The 22,712-nt window shown below is 41.2% G+C and carries 13 protein-coding genes; 8 read left to right on the forward strand and 5 right to left on the reverse strand.

Annotated features, from left to right (window positions below; translation table 11 throughout):
- Positions 1-300: 300 nt before the first annotated feature.
- From hemN to GO816_RS05585, 3 genes are all read right to left on the reverse strand, one after another.
- The gene (gene hemN, locus GO816_RS05575) at positions 301-1,668 is read right to left on the reverse strand and encodes an oxygen-independent coproporphyrinogen III oxidase (protein WP_157540368.1); all 1,368 of its coding nucleotides are present in this window, start codon (positions 1,666-1,668) and stop codon (positions 301-303) included.
- A 17-nt stretch (positions 1,669-1,685) separates the two neighbouring features.
- On the reverse strand, positions 1,686-2,708 hold the full coding sequence (locus GO816_RS05580; protein ID WP_157540369.1) for a 2-hydroxyacid dehydrogenase: 1,023 nt from the start codon (positions 2,706-2,708) through the stop codon (positions 1,686-1,688).
- A 216-nt stretch (positions 2,709-2,924) separates the two neighbouring features.
- The gene (locus tag GO816_RS05585; RefSeq protein ID WP_157540370.1) at positions 2,925-3,527 is read right to left on the reverse strand and encodes an RNA polymerase sigma factor; all 603 of its coding nucleotides are present in this window, start codon (positions 3,525-3,527) and stop codon (positions 2,925-2,927) included.
- 128 nt (positions 3,528-3,655) lie between these two features.
- On the opposite strand from GO816_RS05585, the gene GO816_RS05590 reads away from it, so the two are divergent.
- From GO816_RS05590 to nhaA, 5 genes are all read left to right on the forward strand, one after another.
- Entirely contained in the window at positions 3,656-4,792 is a 1,137-nt protein-coding gene (locus tag GO816_RS05590; RefSeq protein ID WP_157540371.1) for a FecR family protein, read from the forward strand.
- Positions 4,793-4,981: 189 nt separating this feature from the next.
- On the forward strand, positions 4,982-8,416 hold the full coding sequence (locus GO816_RS05595; protein ID WP_198171428.1) for a TonB-dependent receptor: 3,435 nt from the start codon (positions 4,982-4,984) through the stop codon (positions 8,414-8,416).
- Positions 8,416-10,053, forward strand: coding sequence for a RagB/SusD family nutrient uptake outer membrane protein (locus GO816_RS05600; protein ID WP_157540373.1), 1,638 nt, complete (start codon positions 8,416-8,418; stop codon positions 10,051-10,053). Before GO816_RS05595 ends, GO816_RS05600 begins: the two co-directional genes overlap by 1 nt.
- Before the next feature lie 272 nt (positions 10,054-10,325).
- Complete coding sequence (locus GO816_RS05605; RefSeq protein WP_157540374.1) at positions 10,326-13,160, forward strand: glycosyl hydrolase; 2,835 nt, start codon at positions 10,326-10,328, stop codon at positions 13,158-13,160.
- A gap of 443 nt (positions 13,161-13,603) precedes the next feature.
- The gene (gene nhaA, locus GO816_RS05610) at positions 13,604-14,932 is read left to right on the forward strand and encodes a Na+/H+ antiporter NhaA (RefSeq protein WP_157540375.1); all 1,329 of its coding nucleotides are present in this window, start codon (positions 13,604-13,606) and stop codon (positions 14,930-14,932) included.
- Here the strand turns inward: nhaA and GO816_RS05615 are convergent.
- Positions 14,912-15,256 (reverse strand): hypothetical protein, encoded by a 345-nt coding sequence (locus tag GO816_RS05615; protein WP_157540376.1) that lies wholly within the window; start codon positions 15,254-15,256, stop codon positions 14,912-14,914. The genes nhaA and GO816_RS05615 overlap by 21 nt on opposite strands.
- Positions 15,257-15,738: 482 nt before the next feature.
- Here GO816_RS05615 and GO816_RS05625 point away from each other — a divergent pair, with 482 nt between their 5' ends.
- Complete coding sequence (locus GO816_RS05625) at positions 15,739-17,631, forward strand: BCCT family transporter (protein WP_232336499.1); 1,893 nt, start codon at positions 15,739-15,741, stop codon at positions 17,629-17,631.
- Positions 17,632-17,836: 205 nt separating this feature from the next.
- Here the strand turns inward: GO816_RS05625 and GO816_RS05630 are convergent, their stop codons facing one another.
- Positions 17,837-19,111 (reverse strand): choice-of-anchor Q domain-containing protein, encoded by a 1,275-nt coding sequence (locus tag GO816_RS05630; protein ID WP_157540378.1) that lies wholly within the window; start codon positions 19,109-19,111, stop codon positions 17,837-17,839.
- A gap of 389 nt (positions 19,112-19,500) precedes the next feature.
- On the opposite strand from GO816_RS05630, the gene GO816_RS05635 reads away from it, so the two are divergent.
- Together GO816_RS05635 and GO816_RS05640 are read left to right on the forward strand one after the other, a co-directional pair.
- Positions 19,501-20,295: a polysaccharide biosynthesis/export family protein gene (locus GO816_RS05635; RefSeq protein ID WP_157540379.1), complete on the forward strand. Its 795-nt coding sequence runs from the start codon at positions 19,501-19,503 to the stop codon at positions 20,293-20,295.
- 2 nt (positions 20,296-20,297) lie between these two features.
- Complete coding sequence (locus GO816_RS05640; protein WP_157540380.1) at positions 20,298-22,703, forward strand: GumC family protein; 2,406 nt, start codon at positions 20,298-20,300, stop codon at positions 22,701-22,703.
- The last annotated feature ends 9 nt before the right edge of the window (positions 22,704-22,712 follow it).

Consider the following 22,712-nt stretch of genomic DNA (forward strand, 5'->3'; position numbering starts at 1 on the left):
AGTAACCATGGTTTGCTTTTTCACTAACTTAATTACCACTATGGGTGGTGCGGGTATCAAAGCGGCTTTAACCGTGTTTGCCGGCAGTATATTGTTGCACCTCATTATGGCAGTTGTATTCATCCTCTAATTAATTTCGTATTAAGTAAACAGAAAGCGGTTCTGACAACCGCTTTTTTTTATGGTTTTTGTTAATTGCATAGCCGGTTTACCAGCATATCAAAAAAGCGGTTCATTTACTGAACCGCTTTTTGCCTTTGCAGGCATATCAAACTAAATACAACATCACACAAGTTTAAATTATCCAGCCAAACTAAACAGCTGGGTAGCCGGTTTATCAGCCCAAAGGCGGGCATCCAATGCCATACATATATTTCTTAAGAAACGTTTTCCTAACGGTGTAACCGTCAAACACCAGGAGTTTAGCTCTACCAGGCCATCATTGGCCAATTGCTGCATACGTTCAATGCCATCCATTAATGCAATACAACCTTCAATATGAAAGTTCCAGCAGGTTTTACCTTTACACATCATATTCAGGATGTGTTTACGTATCACCAAATCATCATGGGTTAACACGTGCCCTTTAACTACAGGCAGCTTGTTGCTATCAATAAGGTCAAGGTAGTCTTCTACTTTTTTTACATTTTGTGCAAAAGCATACCAGGTGTCGCTAATGGAGGATACGCCCAAGCCAACCATCAGCTGGGTGTACTGGTGTGTATAACCCATGAAATTGCGATGCATGGTTCCGTTTTCCAGCGCTTTAAACAAGCTGTCGCCAGGTAGCGCAAAATGATCCATCCCAATTTCTTTATACCCCAGCATGGTAAACATGCTCCGGCCAAGTTCATACAGCTTTTGCTTAATTTTGGCATCGGGTAGGTCTTTCTCGGTAAATTTACGCTGGCCTGGTTTAATCCATGGCACATGGGCATAACTGTAAAACGCTATGCGCTCAGGCATTAGTTGCGATACCTGCATAATGGTATCAGAAATACTATCTACGGTTTGCAACGGCAGCCCGTAAATCAAATCGAAGTTTATAGAAGTATAGCCTATTTGTCTGGCCTGTTCGGTAACTTTTTTTACCTGTTCAAAATTTTGCAGCCGGTTAATAATCAACTGAACTTTGGGGTCAAAATCCTGTATGCCCAGACTTAATCGCCTAAAGCCCAAGTCATATAGTATTTGTAGGTGTGCTTCGGTAGTATTTGCCGGATGAGCCTCAAAGCTAAATTCAGCCTCAGCGTGTACGTCGGCATTGGCCAGCAAACCAGCTATCAGCATCCGCAGGTTTTCGGCACTAAAAAATGTTGGTGTTCCACCGCCCAAGTGAAGTTCGCGAATAACAGGAGTGCTGTCAAAAAGCTGCCGGTACATGGTCCATTCTTTTATTACCGCTTTTATATAAGGCTGTTCAACGGAGTGGTTTTTAGTTATGCGGGTGTTACAACCACAATAGGTACACAGGCTTTCACAATAGGGCAGGTGTACGTAAAGGCTTATTCCGTCGGTACTGTTACTTTCCTTAAATGATAACGCAACAGAGCTCTTCCATTGCTCCGTATCAAAGCTGGCGTTGTCCCAATAAGGTACAGTGGGATAGCTGGTATACCTGGGGGCGGCTACGTGGTATTTTTGCACAAGGATTGAAGGCGCTTCCATAATAATTACTTTTAGAGTTAAATGGTTATAGCTGTTTCAATTGCGCGGCAGTTCTTGGCGCATATACAAGCTTTGCCTACGCATTTGCTTTGCTGCCACATGTCCAGGTTCTTGATCGTTTGGTCGGCAATTTGTTGTACAGCTTCGCGGGTTAAGTAAGCCTGGTGCGGTGTTACCAAAACATCAGGATGACTGATCAGATCCTGTAGGAGGCTGTCTTTTATAGCATCATGCTCATGGTCTTCAAAAAACAAGCCTTTTTCATGTTCATACACATCCATGCCTAAATAGCCCACTTTGCCGCTGTTCAAGGCTTTCAGTACATCGGCCGTGTTAATCAAACAACCGCGGGAGGTATTCAGCAGCATCACTCCATCTTTCATCTGTTTGAGTATAGCGGCGTTAATGAAGTGCCTGGTTCCAGGCGTTAACGGGGTATGTAGCGAGATGATATCCGATTGTGCATAGAGTTCTTCAAGAGTGACTGTTGTGATATTTTTTAATTCAGGTTGCGGGGCTATATCGTAACCAATAACCAGGCAACCCAATCCTGTAAATATATTGGCCACCGCCTGGCCAATATGCCCAAGGCCAATAACGCCAACTGTTTTACCGTAAAAGTTGAAACCCATTAAGCCTTCCTGCCTGAAATCGAAGTGTTGTGCATGTTCCTGCGCTTTAGCAAGGCGTCGGTTTAATGATAAAGCCAACGCAACGGTATGCTCGGCTATAGCTTGAGGTGAATAATGAGGTACATTGGCCAGTTTGATACCATACTGCGCAGCTGCCTGCTTGTCTATATGGTCGGTACCGGTTGAGCGGGTTGCAATGAATTTGATGCCCAGTGCAGCCAATTGTTCAATAACCGGCCTTGATACGTCATCATTAGTAAAAACCACCACGGCATCCTTACCTTCAGCATAGCGCGTGGTTTCAAGGCCCAACGGGTTCGATATCAAAGTAATATCGTGCTTTTTCTGGTTGGCCTTGGCCAAAAACTCTTTCTCGAAAGATTTAATACTGTATGCAACCACTTTCATCTGTAAAACGGCGTTTTATGTGATTACAAAACTACCCCTATGCAGGTGATTAATCTATGAGAGTGGTCAGTGCAAAAAGTGATCTACGTCAGTTTTTCATTTTGGCGAGCCGGACCAACTCATCTGCGTTATATCAAAAAAATATGCCTAATCCGGTGTTCATTTAAATTGGCACAATTAGTACATCAAGTTTGAGGTAGGTGCGCTATAAGGAGGTCAAAATTTTATAAATGAAGCATACAGGAATACGCATATACAAAATAGCTCAGCTAAAGTAATATGGTCTCTTATGTAACGCGTAGCCTGACTTAGTTGGTTTTCTACAGTCCGTTTAGAAAGGTTTAACTTTTGTGCAATTTCCTCATTAGTTAAATGATTTTTACGGCTCAGCAAAAATATCTCCTGGCAACGTTTGGGTAGCGATGTCAGCTTTCGTTCAACCGTTGAAAATATATGCTCATGGTTATAACGGTCCCACGCTTCGTTATAATCAGATGCTATATTAACTTGCTGATATTCGGGCGTATCTACAAAAATTAATTTATTGAAAGCGAGTTTTTGCTGGTCATAATAATGATAACGAACAGCGGTAATTAAATACGTTTGGAGGGAGTTAATATTAGCCTGATGCCTGCGCTCCCATAAATTAACAAAAATAACGTGTACAGCTTCTTTACTTTGATGCTCATCACCAAAGTGTTTAAATGCGTATTTATAAAGTTTAAGCCAATACCTTTCAAACAGCTCACGATAAGCTGAAGCATCATCAGCCTTTACGGCCAACAATAGCTGTGCGTCAGTAATGGAAGAATTAAACATATAATTGGTTAAACAAATAACAATAAATAATTCGGGTTTTCAAAAAGGGGCGCTATTTGTATTTTTTTAAAAAAGTTTGTGAGTTATCTACTACAAAAACAGACTATTAGTAAGCAGACCAACCTAAGATGACTCAGGAAGAATACTTTAAGCTTTGTAAAAAATACCTGGATGGCCAATGCTCTAAAGAGGAAGAGGAGTTATTGGAGTTTTACAGTGCCAATTCATCTTTTAATGATGATGTGTCTGAGGATGATGCCATTTTTAATAAAGAAATACATGCTGATTTAAGTGAACGTATTGATCGCCATGTAAAACAGCATACTAAAAAAACGGCTGGTATTAAGTCTCTATGGCTCCAGGTTGCAGCGTCATTACTTATTGTTGCAACACTAGGTTTAGTTATCTACAATGTAATCCAGCCTCTTTCCCTCCGGAATTACGCATCCAAACATGTATCGAAAAAAACAGAAGCTACAGCACCAGTATTAAGGCTGCCCAACGGCAAAGAATTGCAGCTTGATAACGCAAGTAAAAATGCGGCTCTGTCTTATCAAACCGGCGTCGATTCTGTTTCCGGCGGCTACATCAAATACCGTAAGCACCTCGCCCTGAATGCCGAAACGCTGGTTTACCATACCATAACCACTCCGGTTGGTAAACGGTATCAAATTGAGCTTTCTGATGGAAGCAGGGTTTGGCTGAATGCACAATCGTCTATCAAGTTTCCGGTTGCTTTTAGCAAGCAAAACCGCGACGTTACCATTACCGGAGAATGCTATTTTGAGGTTGCAAAAAATAATGAAGCACCATTTAGTGTGTTTGCTAACGGAACAGTTGTGCGCGTATTAGGTACCCATTTTAACGTGTCGGCCTATCCCGAAGATAAGCTGGTGCAAACAACCCTTTTAGAAGGTGCTGTTCAACTCACAAATGGCGAATCAACATTAAAGCTAAAACCAGGAGAGGTGGGTGTTGCCAACCTTAGCAATAAATCTTTGAAATCAAGCGAAGCAGACGTAACCGATGCTATGGCCTGGAAAAGCGGACTGTTCATATTCAAAGACGAGAACATACAAAACGTTATGAAAACAGCAGGCCGCTGGTATGGGGTTGAAGTTGAAATTGCTGATGAAGTGAAGCAAAAATCATTTTACGGCACAATCTCAAGAAATCGAAGCCTTGAAGATTTTATGCAATTACTTAAACTAACAGAAGGAATTAACTATGCGATTAAAGAAGGGAGAGTGATTGTTATGAAATAACCTAACTTTTATAACATGACGTAACCTTATAAATAACCGGAAGCGTTGCACCGCCCCCGGTATTGCTGGTTAAATCGTCAACGTGTATAAGCCATACCATCAATTATTAAACCAAACCAAATGTACAAAATTTTTACTGCTAAAACTTGCAGGTGTCATAGCTATGCCCATAAACGACTGTTTATAACCATGAACCTCACCTTCGTATTTATGCTGCTGGCTTTAATGGAGGTAAGTGCTACAGCAATTGCTCAGCGCATTACGCTAAATGAAAAAAATGCAGCTTTAAAACCAATTTTAGAAAAGATAACCAAGCAAAGCGGTTATGAAATTATTTATGATAGTGATGTGCTCAGCACCGCCAAAAACGTAACCATAAATGTTCATGATGCCAGCATTGAGGAAGCACTGACGCTGTGCATGCAAAACCAGGGCTTAAGCTATTTAATAAAAGACCGCACTATTATAATTGTGCCTAAACGGATAGTTAAAACTCAAAATGAGGCAGCGCTACAAGTTAAAGGTATTGTAACAGATGAAAGCAAGCAGCCTCTCCCGGGTGTCAATATCAGGATTAAGGGCGGAGCCGTAGGCGCTGTTTCACTGGCCGACGGCCGCTTTACCATCAACGTGCCTGACAAAGGCACAATTTTGGTTTTTAGCATGTTGGGCTTTGAAACCCGCGAAGTTACTATAAATGATAACCAGCCGCTAACTATTGTTTTAAAACAGGTAACCAGCCGCCTTGACGATATTGTGGTTGTAGGTTATGGCACACAGCGTAAAGCAGACCTTACCGGATCTGTAGCTAGTGTAAAGGCCAATGAAATACAGCAGGCCAAATCAGTATCATTTATGGAAGCTATGCAGGGCCGTTTAGCAGGCGTGCAGGTAACTTCATCGTCGGGCGAGCCTGGTGCTGCTGCCAATATCACTATCAGAGGTACTAATTCTTTTAACTCTGGGACGCAGCCGCTATACGTAATTGATGGTGTTCAAATTGATGTGAACAATGCAGAGGCCGCATCGTCGGGCTTGGGCAGTACAGCATTAACTAATCCGCTGGCGGGTATAAGTCCTAATGATATTGCCTCTATCGAAGTATTGAAAGATGCTTCGGCTACAGCAATCTTTGGCTCAAGGGGTGCTAATGGTGTTATTGTAATCACTACCAAATCAGGCAAAGCCAATACATCAAGCTTTGAGTTTAACAACTATACCGGCTTTGCCTGGGCACCTAAGCACATACTGATGCTTGGTGCGCAAGACTACGCATCTTACAGATTAGCCAATAATACGGCCGATCAAAACTATGCCATTGATACAAACGGCGATCAAATTTATGATCAGGTTAAAGATTTAAGTTCAATTGAATCTCACGACTGGCAAAAAGAGGCATTGCGTACTGCTATAACTCAAAATTATGGCTTGAGCTTTAGCGGCGGTACCGCAAAAACCAACTTTTTTACCTCGGCCTCCTATCTAAATCAGCAAGGTTTAATCATAAACAACAACTTTGAAAGGTATGGCTTGCTGATGAAAGTTAACCACAACGTTACCGACAGGTTGAGATTATCAGCTAATGTGAATCTTTCGCATGCTACAGGCAGAGGAGTTGCATCAAATGGAGGTAACGACGTGCGAAACTATAATGGTTTAATGCAGATGCTCTTAATTACAAGGCCGCTTAACGCGCCAGATCCGGCTCAGCTTGCACTTGACCCTGATGGCGCTGCCGTATCAAGCCCGGTTGATTTTGCCAATCTTTCTTACAAAAAAAGCCCTCTATCAAGGGTGCTCACTGATATTGGTGCCAATTACCGCATTATCAACGGCCTAAACCTTGATGTGAGGGGTAGTGCAGTAATCACCCAATCCGAAAACAATGAGTTTTATCCGGGCACGGTTTCATGGGGCTTCCCAACTAATGGCCTCGCATTTTTAAATACCAGTAAATCGATTAACTGGTATCAAACCAGTACGCTTACTTATAATAAGCGTTTTGCAAAAGTTCATTCTTTGAATGCATTAGCCGGCTTTGAAATGAACTTTTATGATATAGAAACCTTCTCGTTGCAGGGACGTGGGTTTGATATACAAAGTGTTAACCCGGTATTTAACTTTGGTTCTGTTAAGTTAATACCTGTACCGCCTGCTACTTCAAAAGTAAGAAACACCCGTGTTTCACAGTTCTTCCGCGTAAATTATGGATATAATGACAAGTACTTACTAACCGCTACCATTCGTAACGATGCATCTTCACGGTTAGCCGATGGCCGCAAGTCCTCTCTTTTTCCAAGTGCCGGGTTGGCCTGGAGGGTGTCAAAAGAGAGTTTTTTACAAAATAATAAAGTTGTATCTGATTTAAAGCTGAGAGGTAGCTTTGGCGTAACCGGTAATGAAAGAATACCGGCTTACCAATATTTCCCAACCTTTGGGCAGGTATTTTATGCTTCGGCCACAGGCGCCGCCACATTAGGTATTGCACCCAATACCGTAGCCAATCCTGACTTAAAATGGGAAACAACCTATGCTTATGATTTAGGCTTTGATTTGAGTTTGTTTAAAGACCGCATTACACTAACGGCCGATGCATACTTAAAGCAAACTAAAGACTTACTGGTGCTGGCTGATATACCCGCGCAAAGCGGTTTTTTACGCCAATACCAAAATTTAGGTCAGGTTGATAACAAAGGTATCGAGTTGGCCTTGAACACCATCAACATCAGAAAAGGTAATTTTAGTTGGAGCAGCAATATCAATGTTTCCATAAACCGCAATAAAGTAATCTCGCTTGGCGGTGTACCATTTATACCTGTAACTGTTTACGGCGGTCCTATTGGTACATTAGGCCGGGTAACGCAGGGACAACCTATAGGCACAGGTTACGGCTATGTGTTTGATGGCATATACCAGCTTAATGATTTTGTAATTACCAACGCTGCAGGTACTGTGATTAATCCATCGGCGGTAACTGATGCCAATTTAATTGGATATACCTATACGCCTAAGCCAGGCGTTCCGCGCGGGCCTAACAGGAATGCTCGCCCCGGTGATATCAAATTCAAAGATTTGAACAATGATGGCTTAACCAACAGCAGCGATGCCCAGGTTATTACCAATAGTAACCCTAAGCATTATGGCGGTTTCAGCAATAACTTTACTTACAAAAATTTTGATTTAAGTGTGCTGTTCAACTGGTCGTACGGTAACGATATTTTGTATGTAGGGAGAGGCCGTATTGAGGCAGGCCAATCTACGTTTGCCAACCCTAGCGGGCAGTACTGGTTTAACCGCTGGACTGTTGCCAATCCATCAAATACTTATCCTGGTATAAGCTCACAGGGCAGGCTTGATGTTTCGTCATATTACAAAGAAGACGGATCATTTTTGAGGTTGCGAAATTTAACACTTGGCTATAATTTAAATGAAACCAAAGCTTTAAGAAAGATAGGTATCAAAGGCCTGCGTGTTTATGCCACCGGTGTAAACCTGTATACCTGGACAAACTACAGTGGCTTTGACCCCGAGATTAATTCTTACACGCCGCTATTACCCGGTGTTGACAACATTTCTTATCCCCGCGAACGGTCAATCATTTTCGGACTTAACATTAAACTATAATGAAAAAGATATTTACTCTCATATTTTGCGTGCTTGCATTATTATGCGGCTCGTGTAAAAAATTCCTTGATCAAAAGCCGTATTCACTTATTGCACCCGAAAACTTTTTTAAATCGGCAAACGATGCCGAACTGGCAATTACCGGCGTGTACGATGTGATGAATGCACCCTCTATACAAGGCTACGGCAACCAAGCTCTTTGGGGCAGGGGTATGCATTACCTAACTAACTTAGGTGTTGATGATTTAACTCAAGATGTGCGCTATACCACAGCAATCCCCGATCTAATGCCGTTTTATGATTATACCTATACTGCCGATAACCCTAACTTATGGTATGCCTATTTTTCGTTGTATGCAGGTATAAACCGGGCAAACTTTGTTATTGAACGTGTACCAACCATTGATATGAATGCGACCCGCCGTGCTCAAATTGTGGGCGAGGCGCAATACATGAGAGGTATGTTTTACTGCTACCTTGCCTGGCTTTGGGGCGGTGTACCTGTAACAACAAGCACCAATCCGGAGATTACCACTCCACGTTTACCGGTACAGCGGGTTTTACAGCAAGCCGAAGCCGATTTTAAGGCCGCCTACAACGTGCTTCCCGCCCGTAGTACCATAATAGGGCGCGTTAACAAATATACAGCGGCAGGTTTTCTGGCTAAGCTTTACTTGTACGAAGCATCGTGTAAACAAAATAATGTAAGCCAGTCGTTAAACTTTGCACTAAACAGCTTTGATTGGGTGAACGCCAGCGAGGCCTACACACAAGCGTTAAACTGGGCTAAGGATGTGTATGACAACAGCGGTTATAAACTAATCCGCCCCTTTAATTACCTCTTTTTGGCCGCAACCGAGGCAGCAGCGCGTGACGAGAACATGATGATTGTGCAGGCCGGCACCGGTGGCTCGCAGGAAATTATTTTATTTTCATACCTGGCCGGTCCAAGGGGTAATTACCGTACAAATTCCGGAACCTACGGTTGGCTAAGGCCGCACCGGGAAACATACCTGCGCTATAACGCTAATGACGGCCGCATAAGCACGATGAGTGGTTACCTCAATACCACTACCAATTTTACCACTATAAACGGATTTAAGTATTATACTCCCGAACCTATATCAACAAGTACCATAGGCACCTTATGTGTAAATAAGTGGCGCGAAGATGATCCTAATGCTAAACTGGCAAGAGGTATAGACACCTTTTCGGGTGAAACTGATTTTGCCATCCTGAGGTTTGCCGATATTATACTGATGTATGCCGAAGCCAAATTTCAAACAGGTGATGAGGCGGGTGCGCGCGCACTGCTGCGCGAAATACGCTTGCGTGCCTGTGGTGATGACGTTGCCAAAACCACAACCGTTACTACGGCCTACTTCAAAACCGATTTTATGACAGAACTGCTGGATGAAAGAGGACGCGAACTTTTGGCCGAGGGCTGGAGAAGATTTGACCTGATCAGAACAGGCAGAATAAGGACTGTTTTAAATGGCTTAAGCACAGGCAATATGTTCCCTGGGCATGATATAAATCTGATTAAAGCAAATTTTCAAGATTATAAAATATGGTATCCAATACCAAGTCGTGACATTGCTACAAACACTAATCTGGTACAAAACCCAGGTTATTAAAATTTTCAGTTTTTAAATAAACACCTAAACCATATCTACATCTCATGCCCGGCAACGAGCGTCGTAATGCAGCAATGCGAAATGGCACTCGTTGCAAAAGGCATGTTATGTGCCTAAATTCTTTTTTCTAACAACAATAAGCAGGGGGAGCTTCAATATGGTGAATAAGCCTCTAAGGTTAATCAATCTATATGGCCTGCTATATAAATAGGCAGGTAAAGCGTTACCCTCCTGATGAGCTGATTCTAGTATAACTTCTGCTACTAAAAATAATGAAAAAACTATCTATAATAATTGCCTTGGCTGCGGTTTACTTAACGGCACCCCCAATAAGCCATGCACAAATACAATGGCCTGCAATAACACACGAAAACCGCCCGTGGGGGCGATGGTGGTGGCAGGGCAGCGCTGTTACCAAGCCTGATTTGGCCTGGACAATGGAGCAGTACAAGGCTGCCGGCCTGGGAGGTATGGAAATTACACCCGTATACGGCGTAAAAGGCACCGAGAAGCAGTTTATACCTTTTCTTTCACCCAGGTGGATGGATATGCTGAAGTATACCGTGCAACAGGGTAAACGACTTGATATGGGCATAGATATGGCTAATGCTACAGGCTGGCCTTTTGGCGGCCCCTGGGTTGATTATGCTGATGCCACTAAGGAATTGTTTTGGAAGTCTTACAATGTTAAGGAAGGAGATGTATTAAACGAAACTGTTACGTTTGTGCAAGCACCTTACCTTACACAAGCCGGTACACGTGTTAAAATCAATGAAATAAAGCAACCTTTTGTTGCAAACAATAACTTACAGCAACTAGGTATAGAGCAAATAAGATATCCTGTTGCGCTGCCATTAAGTGTGCTAATGGCTTACAACCAATCAGGATCAGCAATTAACCTTACCAGTAAAGTTGGTGCAGATGGCCGGCTTGATTGGAAGGCACCTGCGGGCGATTGGAAACTGTATGCTGTATTTACCGGCAGCCATGGCAAAATGGTTGAAAGGGCAGCTCCCGGCGGAGAAGGCTATGTGATAGATCACTTTTCGAAACGTGCGATAAACAACTACCTCAAAAATTTTGATAAACCGTTTGATCCAAAAAACGGTAAGCTGATTAGGGCATTTTTTAATGATTCGTATGAGGTAGATGATGCAAATGGCGAGGCCAACTTCACACCTGCATTATTTGAAGAATTTAAAACCCGGCGTGGCTATGACCTTCGAAACCACTTGCCTGGGCTTTTAACGGCAGATGGCAAAGAAGCAGATAAACGCATATTGTATGATTACCGTTTAACTATATCCGAATTGTTGCTTGACAATTTCACCAAACCGTGGCAGGAGTGGGCACGCTCAAAGGGTTCAGTAATCCGTAACCAGGCACATGGCTCACCCGCCAATATTTTGGATTTATATGCTGCATCAGACATCCCCGAAACTGAAGGCAATGATGTAATGAGCTTCAAATTTGCTACCTCGGCTGCGCATGTTAGTGGCAAGCGCCTGGCTTCTACCGAGTCGGGCACATGGATGAACGAGCATTTTATGACCAAGCTGAGCGATGTGAAGGAATCGGTTGACAGGTGCTTTGTTGGCGGTGTAAACCACGTTTTTTATCATGGCGTAAACTATTCTCCAAAAAATGTTTCATGGCCGGGCTGGCTGTTTTATGCAGCGGTAAACTTTACACCCGCCGATCCTTTTTGGCGCGACTTTGGAACGTTAAATAACTATTTTGCACGTTGCCAGTCGTTTTTGCAACAGGGCAAACCCGATAACGATGTACTGCTATATACGCCCATAGCTGATAGCTTTTCTGATTATGGTGGTAGCTTATTAAAGCACTATCACAACATGGACCAGTTTAAGGCACATGGTTTTGAAAAAAGCGCACGTGAAATGCTGGCCAAAGGCTATACATTTGATTTTATATCAGACAGGCAGCTGATGGACGTAAAACAAAACAGCAACAATTTGCTAACAGGCGGCGGGAATTACAAAACTCTTATTATACCCGATTGCAGTTTAATTCCGTTGTCAACCTTACAACGCATTGTTGAATTAGCCACCAATGGCGCACAAATTATTGTGCTTAAAAATCTGCCTAATGATGTTGCCGGGTTGTATACCGCCGAAACCAAAGCTAAGTTTGACGCGCTTATCCGTAAATTTAATTTTGCAGACTTAAGCTCAGGTGTAAAAAAAGCGGTTATAGGCAAAGGAAGTGTTTTGATAGGTGATGATTTACAAAAACTGTTAAATACAACAGCTGTAAAGCGCGAAACCATGACCGATGCAGGCCTGCAGTTTTCACGACGCAGCAACGAAAATGGCAAAACCTATTTTATTGTAAATCAAACCCGCAAGGCAGTAAACCAAAATATACAACTAAACACAAATGCAGTATCGGCTACAATATTTAACCCTATGACTGAGCGTTACGGTTTGGCAACCACTGCCAAACAGCTCAACAACACTTTGATGTACATACAATTGCAGCCCGGCGAAAGCTGTATTGTTCAAACCTTTAACACGGTAAAAAAGGGTCAGCAATACGCCAATTATGAACCTGCAGGCAACGCAACGAAAGTTAGCGGTACGTGGAATCTTAAATTTGAGCATGGCGGCCCAGAATTACCTCCATCGGTACAATTGGGTAAGCTCAAAGCCTGGACAGATTTAGAGGGAGAAAGCTATCAGTCATTCTCTGGAGTTGGTAGTTATAGCATCACATTTCCAATGCCTAAAGAAGAGGCCGATATGTGGCAATTGAATTTGGAAAAAGCTTTTGGCAGTGTTGAGGTTTATTTGAATGATACCAAAATTGCTACCCTGTTAGGTCCGCAGTATACGGTTAATATACCGGCCGGTAAATTTAAACAATCAAACAAACTTGAATTTAAAGTGGTAAATTCAATGGCCAATCGCATTAAGGATATGGAGAAGAAAAATATTCCATATAAAATCTTCTACAACGTTAACTTTCAGCCACGCGATCAGGCCAACAGGGGGGCCGACCGCTTATTCACTGCACTAAATATGCCGGTTCAGCCATCAGGAATGGTTGGAAATGTAACAGTGGCGCCTTTGCGTTTAATGAAGTAGATTTTTAGATAGCACATATTGTTAACGGACTTATCTATTAGCATTGGAAGAATTGAAAATAATGACATACTCCTTGAAAAGTATAGTTCTTTATTGATGTTCTGGCAATAATCTGCCACCCCATATAAAGGAAAAGCATATTTGAGAGGTTTTAGGACTGATTGAATATGCTTTTTGTATTATTGGAGTTTAGTGAGTTAACCGTTGATGTTAGACCTGCTTTTGAATTAGCCTGCGTTGTTGCGGCATGTAACTAATCATTATTAAACAATGAAACAATTAGTTTCTGAACAGATTATACATTTGTAATTAAACGGCTATAAAAGCTGAAAGGTCATTGCCATCTTAATTTTGCAGCTGTTGATTATATCAAATTTGTTAAACCCAGCAGCTGTATACAGTAAATCAACTAATACATTTGCGAAACAATTCAAGTAATATCAATGCCTCAAAAAGCGCCTATAGATCAATTATTAAAGCCGGTTAGTAAATTTATACACCTGGAATATACCAGTGGGCTTGTACTGCTTTTTGGCGTGGTGTTGGCCATTGCTTGGGTAAATTCACCTTTTGCTAATTCATACCATCATCTGTGGGAGATCAATTTTTCGATAGGCTTCGGAGGCGATAAGCTTAGCCATCCCTTACATTTATGGATAAATGACGGGTTAATGGCCATTTTCTTTTTTGTGATTGGCCTTGAATTAAAGCGGGAGTTTTTGGCAGGTGAATTATCATCGGTTAAAAAGGCGGCATTACCCATGTTTGCGGCTTTAGGCGGAATGCTGGTACCGGCTGTTATATACACGCTTATTAACAAGGGTGGAGATGGTGCTCACGGTTGGGGAATACCCATGGCAACCGATATTGCTTTTGCGCTTGCATTGTTATCAATGGCCGGTAAGCATATACCATCTTCGGTTAAAGTATTTTTATCGGCTCTTGCTGTGGCTGATGACCTAGGTGCTGTGCTGGTAATTGCATTTTTTTACAGCAGTAACATTCATTTTATGCCACTGATGGTTGGCGGCGTGTTTTTACTGGCATTGGTTATAGGCAATGCAATTGGTATACGACACTCTGCATTTTACCTGGTACTTGGGCTTGGCGTATGGGTTGGCTTTCTGCTTTCGGGCGTGCATGCTACTATTGCCGGTGTGTTGGTAGCATTTAGTATTCCTGCAAGGCGAAAAGTAGATGAGCAACGTTACGCAATGCGCCTCAAGGAACTTTCTGATGAGTTTGAGCAGGAAATACCCAATTGCAGTACCCTGACAACGCCAAGACAACATGAGCTTATTGAGTATATTAAAGGCTTAAGTTTAGCGGCGCAAACGCCATTACAAAAAATTGAATCGTCATTACACCCATGGGTAGCTTTTTTAATTATGCCACTGTTTGCTTTGGCAAACTCAGGAATTGCCATAAGCGCTGATTTTATGGAAAAATTGGTTAATCCGGTTAGTATAGGAGTAATCTGCGGGTTAATATTAGGCAAGTTTACGGGCATACTGGCTTTCACATGGCTGTTAGTTAAAACCAAGGTTGCAGAGCTTCCTTACGCCGCCAAATGGCAACATATTGTGGGTGTATCTACACTTGCCGGTATAGGGTTTACTATGTCATTATTTGTTTCTTCGCTAGCATTTTCAAATGCCGAACAAATAGAGCAAGCGAAATACGGCATCCTGATTGCCTCGGTTATTGCTGGTATATCAGGCATTATTATTTTGAAACGTTCTGCGCCTGCATTAAGACCGGTTAATGATTAAAAGATAAAAAATGCCGCCTAATGTGTACATCATCACGTCAGCAGAATCTGCCGTGTAACGTTGTATGTAAAAGGGTAATATAAGCTCAAAAATAACGCTGTAGAATATTACAATATATAGCACCTGGCCGGTAGTTAAAATTAACGTTTTAGCTCCAAAAATTAAACGCATAACCGTTCGGGTAATTAATGCAGTTAACGGAACAATAAGTAAATCGTTAAGATAATAACTCACAAATTCAGGGAGCGCAACGTGCGTTTTTTTGGCAAAATAGACCGTTAACCCAGTGGTAGATAATACTGCTAACCAATACTTCCAGTTCATTAAGCAAATGCAATTACTACAATAAGCCCAACAAGGGAGACTATTGCAAGAAAAATGTAGCGAGCGTACGGTGGCAATGAATCGATGAAACTATAGCCCTCATTTACTGAGTTTTTAATACGGGTTGCATACCTGCTGTCAAGTATTGCATCGCAATTGCTGCATTGCTGATCATGTTCGCCGTTAGAAATATTCCAATGCTGACAATTCGGACATTTGATCTTGTTTAAGCTCATAGTAGATTTAAATAAGCGGAATAACGGGCCTGGTATTCAAGGTATCGGGCAAGGTGTAAAATCTTTATTAAATTCTGATAAAGACAAGTAGTTTAAGCGAACGAACATATGCAGGGCTTTAGTGTTAGGTGTATAAATCACCAATTCGGCAGTCCTTCTTTTTTTGATGACAGGTATTTTGTAGAAAAGCACTCATCAGGTTGGATCCCATATCAGCAGATTATTGGTCTACTAAAAACAAATCCTATGATGCAACAAAAACTTAAATCAACATTTGATAAGGGTGTAACCGTTCCTGGTTTAACATTCATTATTGGCGTTTGCCTTTTTGCGGTTTTCCTGCCTCAACCTACACAGAATGTTCTGAACGTTGTTAAGCAATTCATATTTGTTAATCTTAACTGGGTATACGTATGGTCGGTAACAATTTTTGTTATTTTTCTGGTTTACCTCATGTTCAGTAAATACGGAGATATAAAACTTGGCGCAAATGACAGTAAACCCGAGTATTCATTTTTCTCGTGGTTAGCCATGCTGTTTGCAGCCGGCATGGGAATTGGCTTATTGTATTTTGCCGTTGCCGAACCAATGTCTCATTATTCGGCTAAAGAGTTTGCCGATAATCACTACATCAACCGTGCTAAAAATGCACAGCTTTACACATTTTTTCATTGGGGCATACATGCCTGGGCAGTATATGGGTTAGTAGGACTTTCGCTTGCGTACTTTTCTTACCGTTATCGCTTGCCGCTTTCGCTAAGGAGTTGCTTGTTTCCACTACTAAAAAATAAGATAAATGGTGGCTGGGGAAATGCGATTGACGTTTTTGCTTTATGCAGTACATTTTTCGGTATAACCACAACGCTGGGATTTGGTGTGGTTCAAATAAACTCGGGTTTAAAAACATTGAGCATATTGCCCGGATCAAGTTTTATTTACCAGGTAGTCATTGTAGCAATACTGGTTTGTCTTTCTATCTGTTCAGCCGTTTCTGGCGTGGGTAAAGGCATTAAAATTTTAAGTAATGTTAATATCATAGCGGCCATATTGCTCTTGGTTTTTGTATTGTTTGCCGGACCAACCGTTTATTTGATAGGCAGCTTTACAGACGGTTTAGGAAACTACATTAACAACTTTTTTAACATAACATTTAACACCCATGTTTATGACCAGGAAACCTTACCCTGGTTTTATAACTGGAGCATTCTATACTGGGCCTGGTGGATATCATGGGCGCCATTTGTAGGGCTTTTTATAGCGCGTATATCAAAGGGCCGCACTATTAAATCATTTATTGCTGCCGTGCTTATTTTGCCTACTTTATTTAACTGTATTTGGTTTACCATATTTGGCAACAGCGCCATTTGGTTAGATTTGAATGTTGCAGAAGGAGCCTTGAGCAGCCTGGTGAATGATAAAGATGCCTTGATGTTTCGCTTTCTTGAATACTTACCGCTTGCTAAAATTTCCAGCTATTTAGTAATTGGAATCATCATTATATTTTTTGTGACCTCTGCAGATTCAGGCATTTTAGTTATGGATAGTATATCAACAAGAAATAATGAGAGCTCGCCTAACTGGCAAAAGGTATTTTGGGGATTGTTGTTAGCTACACTGGCGCTTATGCTGCTCAATGCCGGCGGTTTACAGGCCTTGCAAACCATGACGCTGATTACTGCATTGCCGTTTTCTGTTATCATGATTTTCTTTGCTATAGCGTTAATGAAAGGGTTAATAATTGATCACAATTATTATTCTAAAGAGTTTTCAGTTTCAACGGTGCCCTGGTCTGGTGAGTTTTGGAAAGAACGTTTAAAGCAAATTGTGTCTTATAAGGATAGTTCATCGGTGGGGGATTTCATTAACGGAAGGGTAACCGAGGCCTTTACCGAATTGCAAAAGGAGTTTAAAGCAAATGGTATTGCCGTTACCATAAGTACTACGCAAAAACCATGTAAAATTGCTTTTGAAATTAAGCATAATCAAGTTAATAACTTTGTTTATGGTGTTCAAAGCCAGCTTAAAACTATATCTGAGCACATCATATCAGATGATAATTTCCCCGATGTAGCAGAAAAGAAAACATACTACCCCAAAACCTTTTTTGGTGATGCAAGGGAAGGCTATGATGTACAATAATTCACTAAAAATGAACTCATTAGTGATGTTCTGAAACATTACGATCGATTTTTGGAGATCGTCTCTGACGAGGCTAACGAAATGTTCATCAGCGCTGATACTAATCGCACTGAAAGCTAGTGCTCAGTTTCATCCTAAATAACAAAAGAGCCTTTGATGACAATCAAGGCTCTTTTAATAAGTGTAATAATTTTTGAATGTGCTTCTAATTCAACTCATACGCACCAAGGGTAACAGACCCTTGCTTACGGCTTTTCCCACTAAAATCAGTAGTGCTAAATATTCGGGGATGGCCAATGCTTAAAGCCGGGCTTCCGGGTTTAAGCGAAAAGTTTGCGTTAAGGCTGTTTGCTGCATTCACAAATTCAGGACTTTTACCGTTTATGCACGAGCCGGTGTTAACGTTTACTATAGCTTTTGAAGGGTTGGTGATGTTATAATGTAAGTTGTTTTCGTAAATGAGCTTAGTGTTCTGATAGTTTGAATTTATGACCGAAGCGCTTTCGGCCACTAAAATATTATTTACAATATGTACGTCACTACTTACACCGGTTAGTATTTGGCCGGGGTTAAACTCAGGGCTGCGTGAGTTGCAATATGCCGTGTTGTTGATAATGTCAACATGATCGCTTTGAAAGGCATGTATACCCGTGCCGCCGTTATACCAGCAAACGTTGTTCTCAATTAACGTTCGTGAGCTATATCCCCCCTGTTTTGAACCATTTTGCTTATTGCGGAAGTCGTCGATAATGATACCGTTGCCGTCGTAAATTTTGCACATTTTTATCCATGGTACTAACGAGCGGTTGTTGTAGCATTTGTTTCTACGGATAACGTTATGATACCCTGGCTTTTTATCATAGTTGTAAAATTGATAGAAGGCAATGCCGCTGGTGCCAAATAAGCTATACAAACTATTATTATAAACTATATTATCTTCAACGGTAACATAATCACACTGTGAAGCGCCGATACCACCGCCGCCACAATCATGAACAATGTTGTTTGTGATAATAATATGGTGCGACCTTTTCTTTTTATAGCTCTCCACCACAATACCGTTGCCGTTGTATTGCGGGTCAATGGTGCCTTTTTTATTTGCGCAACTTTGCGGTTGCTTTAGCGCCTTGGCTAACTTGATATTTGCGTTATTGCCAATAACCTCAAAGCCATCAATTTTTATATAACTTATCCCTTTATTAATTGATATGCCTGCCCAGCCATCAAACTTAATTACAGGTTTATGGCCAGGGTAGTTGGTGTAAGTAATGTATTTGTTTTTGTTGCCGCTTTTGGGTATATTAAGTACGTTGCATGGTGCGCAATCATTGGTGTAAGTACCGTTCATTACAAAAACGGTATCTCCTGCCGAAGTAAGGTCTGCCGCTTGCTGTATTGTTTTCTTAGGCCTTTGAACGCTTTGTCCGTCGTTTTCTTTTCTGCCGTTTGAAGCGCTTACATAATAGTTTTTTGCGCTCAATTCGTTTGTAAAACAAACTAATAAGCATAATAAATAACAAAGTCTCATCCCAATAGTAGCCTTAAATTCCATGCACAACAATAATTAGCAGGTATTGTGTTAACACGATGCCCGGCAGAAACCAAATTTTGATTAAAAATTAAATGTAAACCCTGTTTAATGCAATTGCAGCACCACCCTTAGTGTTTGAATTAAAGGCAATTAACGCATGGTTAAGCCGGGGTTCACAGAATTAATTTAAGTTTGCGCAAACTTATCTGCATAAAATGTATTTATGTACCTGTTACAATGTATTAAAAAGCCACTCATAAATATTATGATAGTGGCAATCATACATTGTATTTAATAAGAATTAGTTAATAAATGTGACACTATTTAATAAATTATCTATGGAAACAAAAACGAGTACTACAAAACTTCAAACTATCAAGAGCTTAGTAATATTATTTGCTGTTACAGCAATTTTATCATCATGTGGCTCTTACAAAAAAGTTCCTTATTTTCAGGATTTGGATAGATCACAGGTGACATCTGAAGCCATTACTAATATGTCTTCACTTACCATTCAGCCCGAAGATCAGATATCAATTAGCGTAACCAGCCTTAACCAGGATGCGGCTAACGTTTTCACTAATAATGGCAATCTTGCCGGTACCGATTCACAAAACCCGGTTTATGGTTACACAGTTGACTCAAAAGGTGAAGTTACCCTGCCATTGCTTGGTGCAGTAAAAGTAAGCGGTAAAACCAGCGAAGAACTTTCAAAGCAATTACAACAACAACTTACCTCTTTCCTGAGCAAGCCAAACGTATCAGTTAAAATTGTAAACTTTAAAGTTGCCGTACTGGGTGATGTTGCCCGTCCAAACATCTACCGCAGCTCAACCGATAGGCTTACTATTACAGAAGCTTTAAGCTTAGCCGGCGATTTAAATATCACTGCAAAACGTGATGATATTACTTTAGTAAGAGAGATTGACGGAAAAAGAACATACATTCCTATCGACTTAACTTCTAAAAACTTATTTCAGTCGCCGTATTTCTACATGAAATCAAACGACTTGTTATTTGTACAGCCTGGAAAACTTAAACTGGCTACTGTTGATACCGGATACCGTAATGCCAGCTTAATTATTTCTGCTTTAACATTAGTGGCCATAGCCATTTCATTATTTACTAACTAATTATGAGCACCAGGCAGGCATCAGGCCCTAACAGGGCTAACAGGCATCAGTTTTCTGACTTGAAAACGGTATTAGCTAAGTACTTTTATCATTGGCCATTATTTGTTCTGTGCCTGATTATTGCTTTTACCGGTGCATACTTTTATTTGCAAAACGCTAACCCGGCTTACGAGGTAAGCGCAACAATACTGGTAAAGGATGAAAAGAAATCGCCGCAGGAAAAAGCTGTTTTACCGGAGCTGGAGCAATCCAGCTCTCCTAAAAATGCCGAGTCGGAGATTGAAATATTAAGATCAAAAAAACTGGTTAGCCAGGTTGTAAATGATTTACAATTATGGACTACCTACAAAGTTGATAAAGGTTTAACCTCAAAGGATTTGTACGAAAATCCGCCGTTTAAATTTGTACTGTTAAAAAAGGGAAGTTTTGATGGCGAGAAGATGGAAGTACTTATTAAAGACAATAAGCACTTTGAAGTTGAAAACCTGAACGGTAATAAGCAAACTGTTGCGTTTAACCAGTCGTTTAAAAACAGTACCGGTACATGGTTATTAAAGCCAACTAATGTGCTTGATCAGTATATCGGTTCGGTAATAACTGTTACCGTTAAAGATCCTGAGATGGTAAGCAACGCCTACATCAAATCACTTGATGCGCATTTGTTGGATAAGCTGGCCCCTACCATTGGTTTGTTCATTACTGATGAGGTTCCGCAGCGCGGATTAGACTTTTTGAACAGCCTTATTACTGCTTATAACGATGCCGCATCTGATGAGCAAAAGCGCACTACAAAAAGCACTATTGATTTTATTGACCGCAGGCTGGCATCATTAACCGGCGAATTGAACACTGCTGAAAAGCAGGTTGAAGGTTATCGCAGCAGCCAGGGGTTAACCGATATTAATTCACAGGCCAAGGTTTACCTTGAAAACGTACAGGCAAATGATAACAAGTTGAATGAGGTTAACGTTCAGCTAAACGTAATTGCCGGTATTGAGCAGTATGTTAACTCACCATCAGCCAATGCTACGGCTCCTGCAACTATAGGTATATCTGATCCGGCGTTGAACAGCCAGATTGAAAAGCTATCAGAACTGCAGTTGAAGAGAAGCGCTTTATTAGCTACCACGCCTGAGAACAACCCTTTGTTTGAGCCTATTAACAAGCAAATTGCAGTTACGAAGGCCGCCATACGCGAAACGGTAAGCGGTGTTAAGGCATCGTTATTGAATTCAAAGCGTGAGCTTCAGGCGGTAAGTAACAAAACGGAATCATCTATCAAAGATATTCCGGTGCAGGAGCGTCAGTTTGTAGGCATGAAGAGGCAGCAATCAATAAAGGAAAACCTTTACGTTTATTTGCTTCAAAAACGTGAAGAGCTGGCATTAAGCTACGCCTCAACCTTTGTTGATGCTCGCATTGTTGATAAAGCCAACATAGGCGATAAAAAATGGCCTAAACCACCGCTTATTATGGCGCTTGCGCTTTTATTAGGTATTGGTGTGCCATTCATGATCATCTATTTCAGGCAATCATTCAACAATAAAATCACCGGAAGGCGCGATATTGAAAAGGCTTTGAACGTACCTATTCTTGCAGAATTGTCTTACAATGATTCGGAGCGGGAAGCTATTGTGGTTAATACCAAACACCACCTTGTTGGGGAGCAATTCCGTACGCTGCGTACTAACCTGAATTATCTGCATAGCAACTTATTACAGGAAACGGATGCATATTCTGCCAACTCAGCAACCATTACAGCACCACGCGGTAAGGTGACGATGTTAACCTCAAGCGTATCAAAAGAGGGTAAAAGCTTTGTATCAAGTAACCTTGCTGCATCGCTGGCTGCATCGGGCAAAAAAACGGTGATTTTAGAAATGGATTTGCGCAAACCAAAAATCACCAGGGTTTTTGATTTACCATCTAACCATCCGGGAATAAGCGAATATTTATCAAAAGGAAATGTTCCTGTTGAGAGCATTATTCAGCATACACCTGATAACCCGGGGCTTGATGTGATAGGTGTTGGTCAAATTCCACTTGATCCATCGGAGCTATTGGAGCGTGAAGGCCTTACAACCTTAATAAACGATTTAAGGAATATGTATGATGATGTGGTTATTGATACAGCTCCATTGCATTTGGTAACCGATGCCATGATTATTGCCAAGCAAGCCGATGTTTGCCTGTACATTATCAGACAAGGATATACCACTAAAGATGAGCTTGACTTTTTAGGTACCATTGTAGAGGCCAACTATTTGCCTAGCCTGCAAATTGTGTTTAACGGTATTAAGAAAAATAAATACGGTTACGGTTACAATTACGATAACAGCTATTATAGCGAGCAACGTAAGCAGGTATCTTTCAAAAGAGCATTTAAAGGAATGTTAAGCAGGTTTTAACCTGTTTAA

The sequence above is a fragment of the Mucilaginibacter aquatilis genome, from assembly GCF_009755275.1.
In the GTDB taxonomy this organism is placed as follows: Bacteria; Bacteroidota; Bacteroidia; order Sphingobacteriales; family Sphingobacteriaceae; genus Mucilaginibacter; species Mucilaginibacter aquatilis.

Excerpts from the sequence above, each read along its gene's own strand:
- GO816_RS05635 (WP_157540379.1), top strand. The coding sequence starts at position 19,501 with ATGGAAACAAAAACGAGTACTACAAAACTTCAAACTATCAAGAGCTTA.
- GO816_RS05595 (WP_198171428.1), top strand. The coding sequence starts at position 4,982 with ATGAACCTCACCTTCGTATTTATGCTGCTGGCTTTAATGGAGGTAAGT.
- hemN (WP_157540368.1), bottom strand. The coding sequence starts at position 1,668 with ATGGAAGCGCCTTCAATCCTTGTGCAAAAATACCACGTAGCCGCCCCC.
- GO816_RS05600 (WP_157540373.1), top strand. The coding sequence starts at position 8,416 with ATGAAAAAGATATTTACTCTCATATTTTGCGTGCTTGCATTATTATGC.
- GO816_RS05615 (WP_157540376.1), bottom strand. The coding sequence starts at position 15,256 with ATGAACTGGAAGTATTGGTTAGCAGTATTATCTACCACTGGGTTAACG.
- GO816_RS05625 (WP_232336499.1), top strand. The coding sequence starts at position 15,739 with ATGATGCAACAAAAACTTAAATCAACATTTGATAAGGGTGTAACCGTT.
- GO816_RS05585 (WP_157540370.1), bottom strand. The coding sequence starts at position 3,527 with ATGTTTAATTCTTCCATTACTGACGCACAGCTATTGTTGGCCGTAAAG.
- GO816_RS05580 (WP_157540369.1), bottom strand. The coding sequence starts at position 2,708 with ATGAAAGTGGTTGCATACAGTATTAAATCTTTCGAGAAAGAGTTTTTG.
- GO816_RS05640 (WP_157540380.1), top strand. The coding sequence starts at position 20,298 with ATGAGCACCAGGCAGGCATCAGGCCCTAACAGGGCTAACAGGCATCAG.
- GO816_RS05590 (WP_157540371.1), top strand. The coding sequence starts at position 3,656 with ATGACTCAGGAAGAATACTTTAAGCTTTGTAAAAAATACCTGGATGGC.
- nhaA (WP_157540375.1), top strand. The coding sequence starts at position 13,604 with ATGCCTCAAAAAGCGCCTATAGATCAATTATTAAAGCCGGTTAGTAAA.
- GO816_RS05605 (WP_157540374.1), top strand. The coding sequence starts at position 10,326 with ATGAAAAAACTATCTATAATAATTGCCTTGGCTGCGGTTTACTTAACG.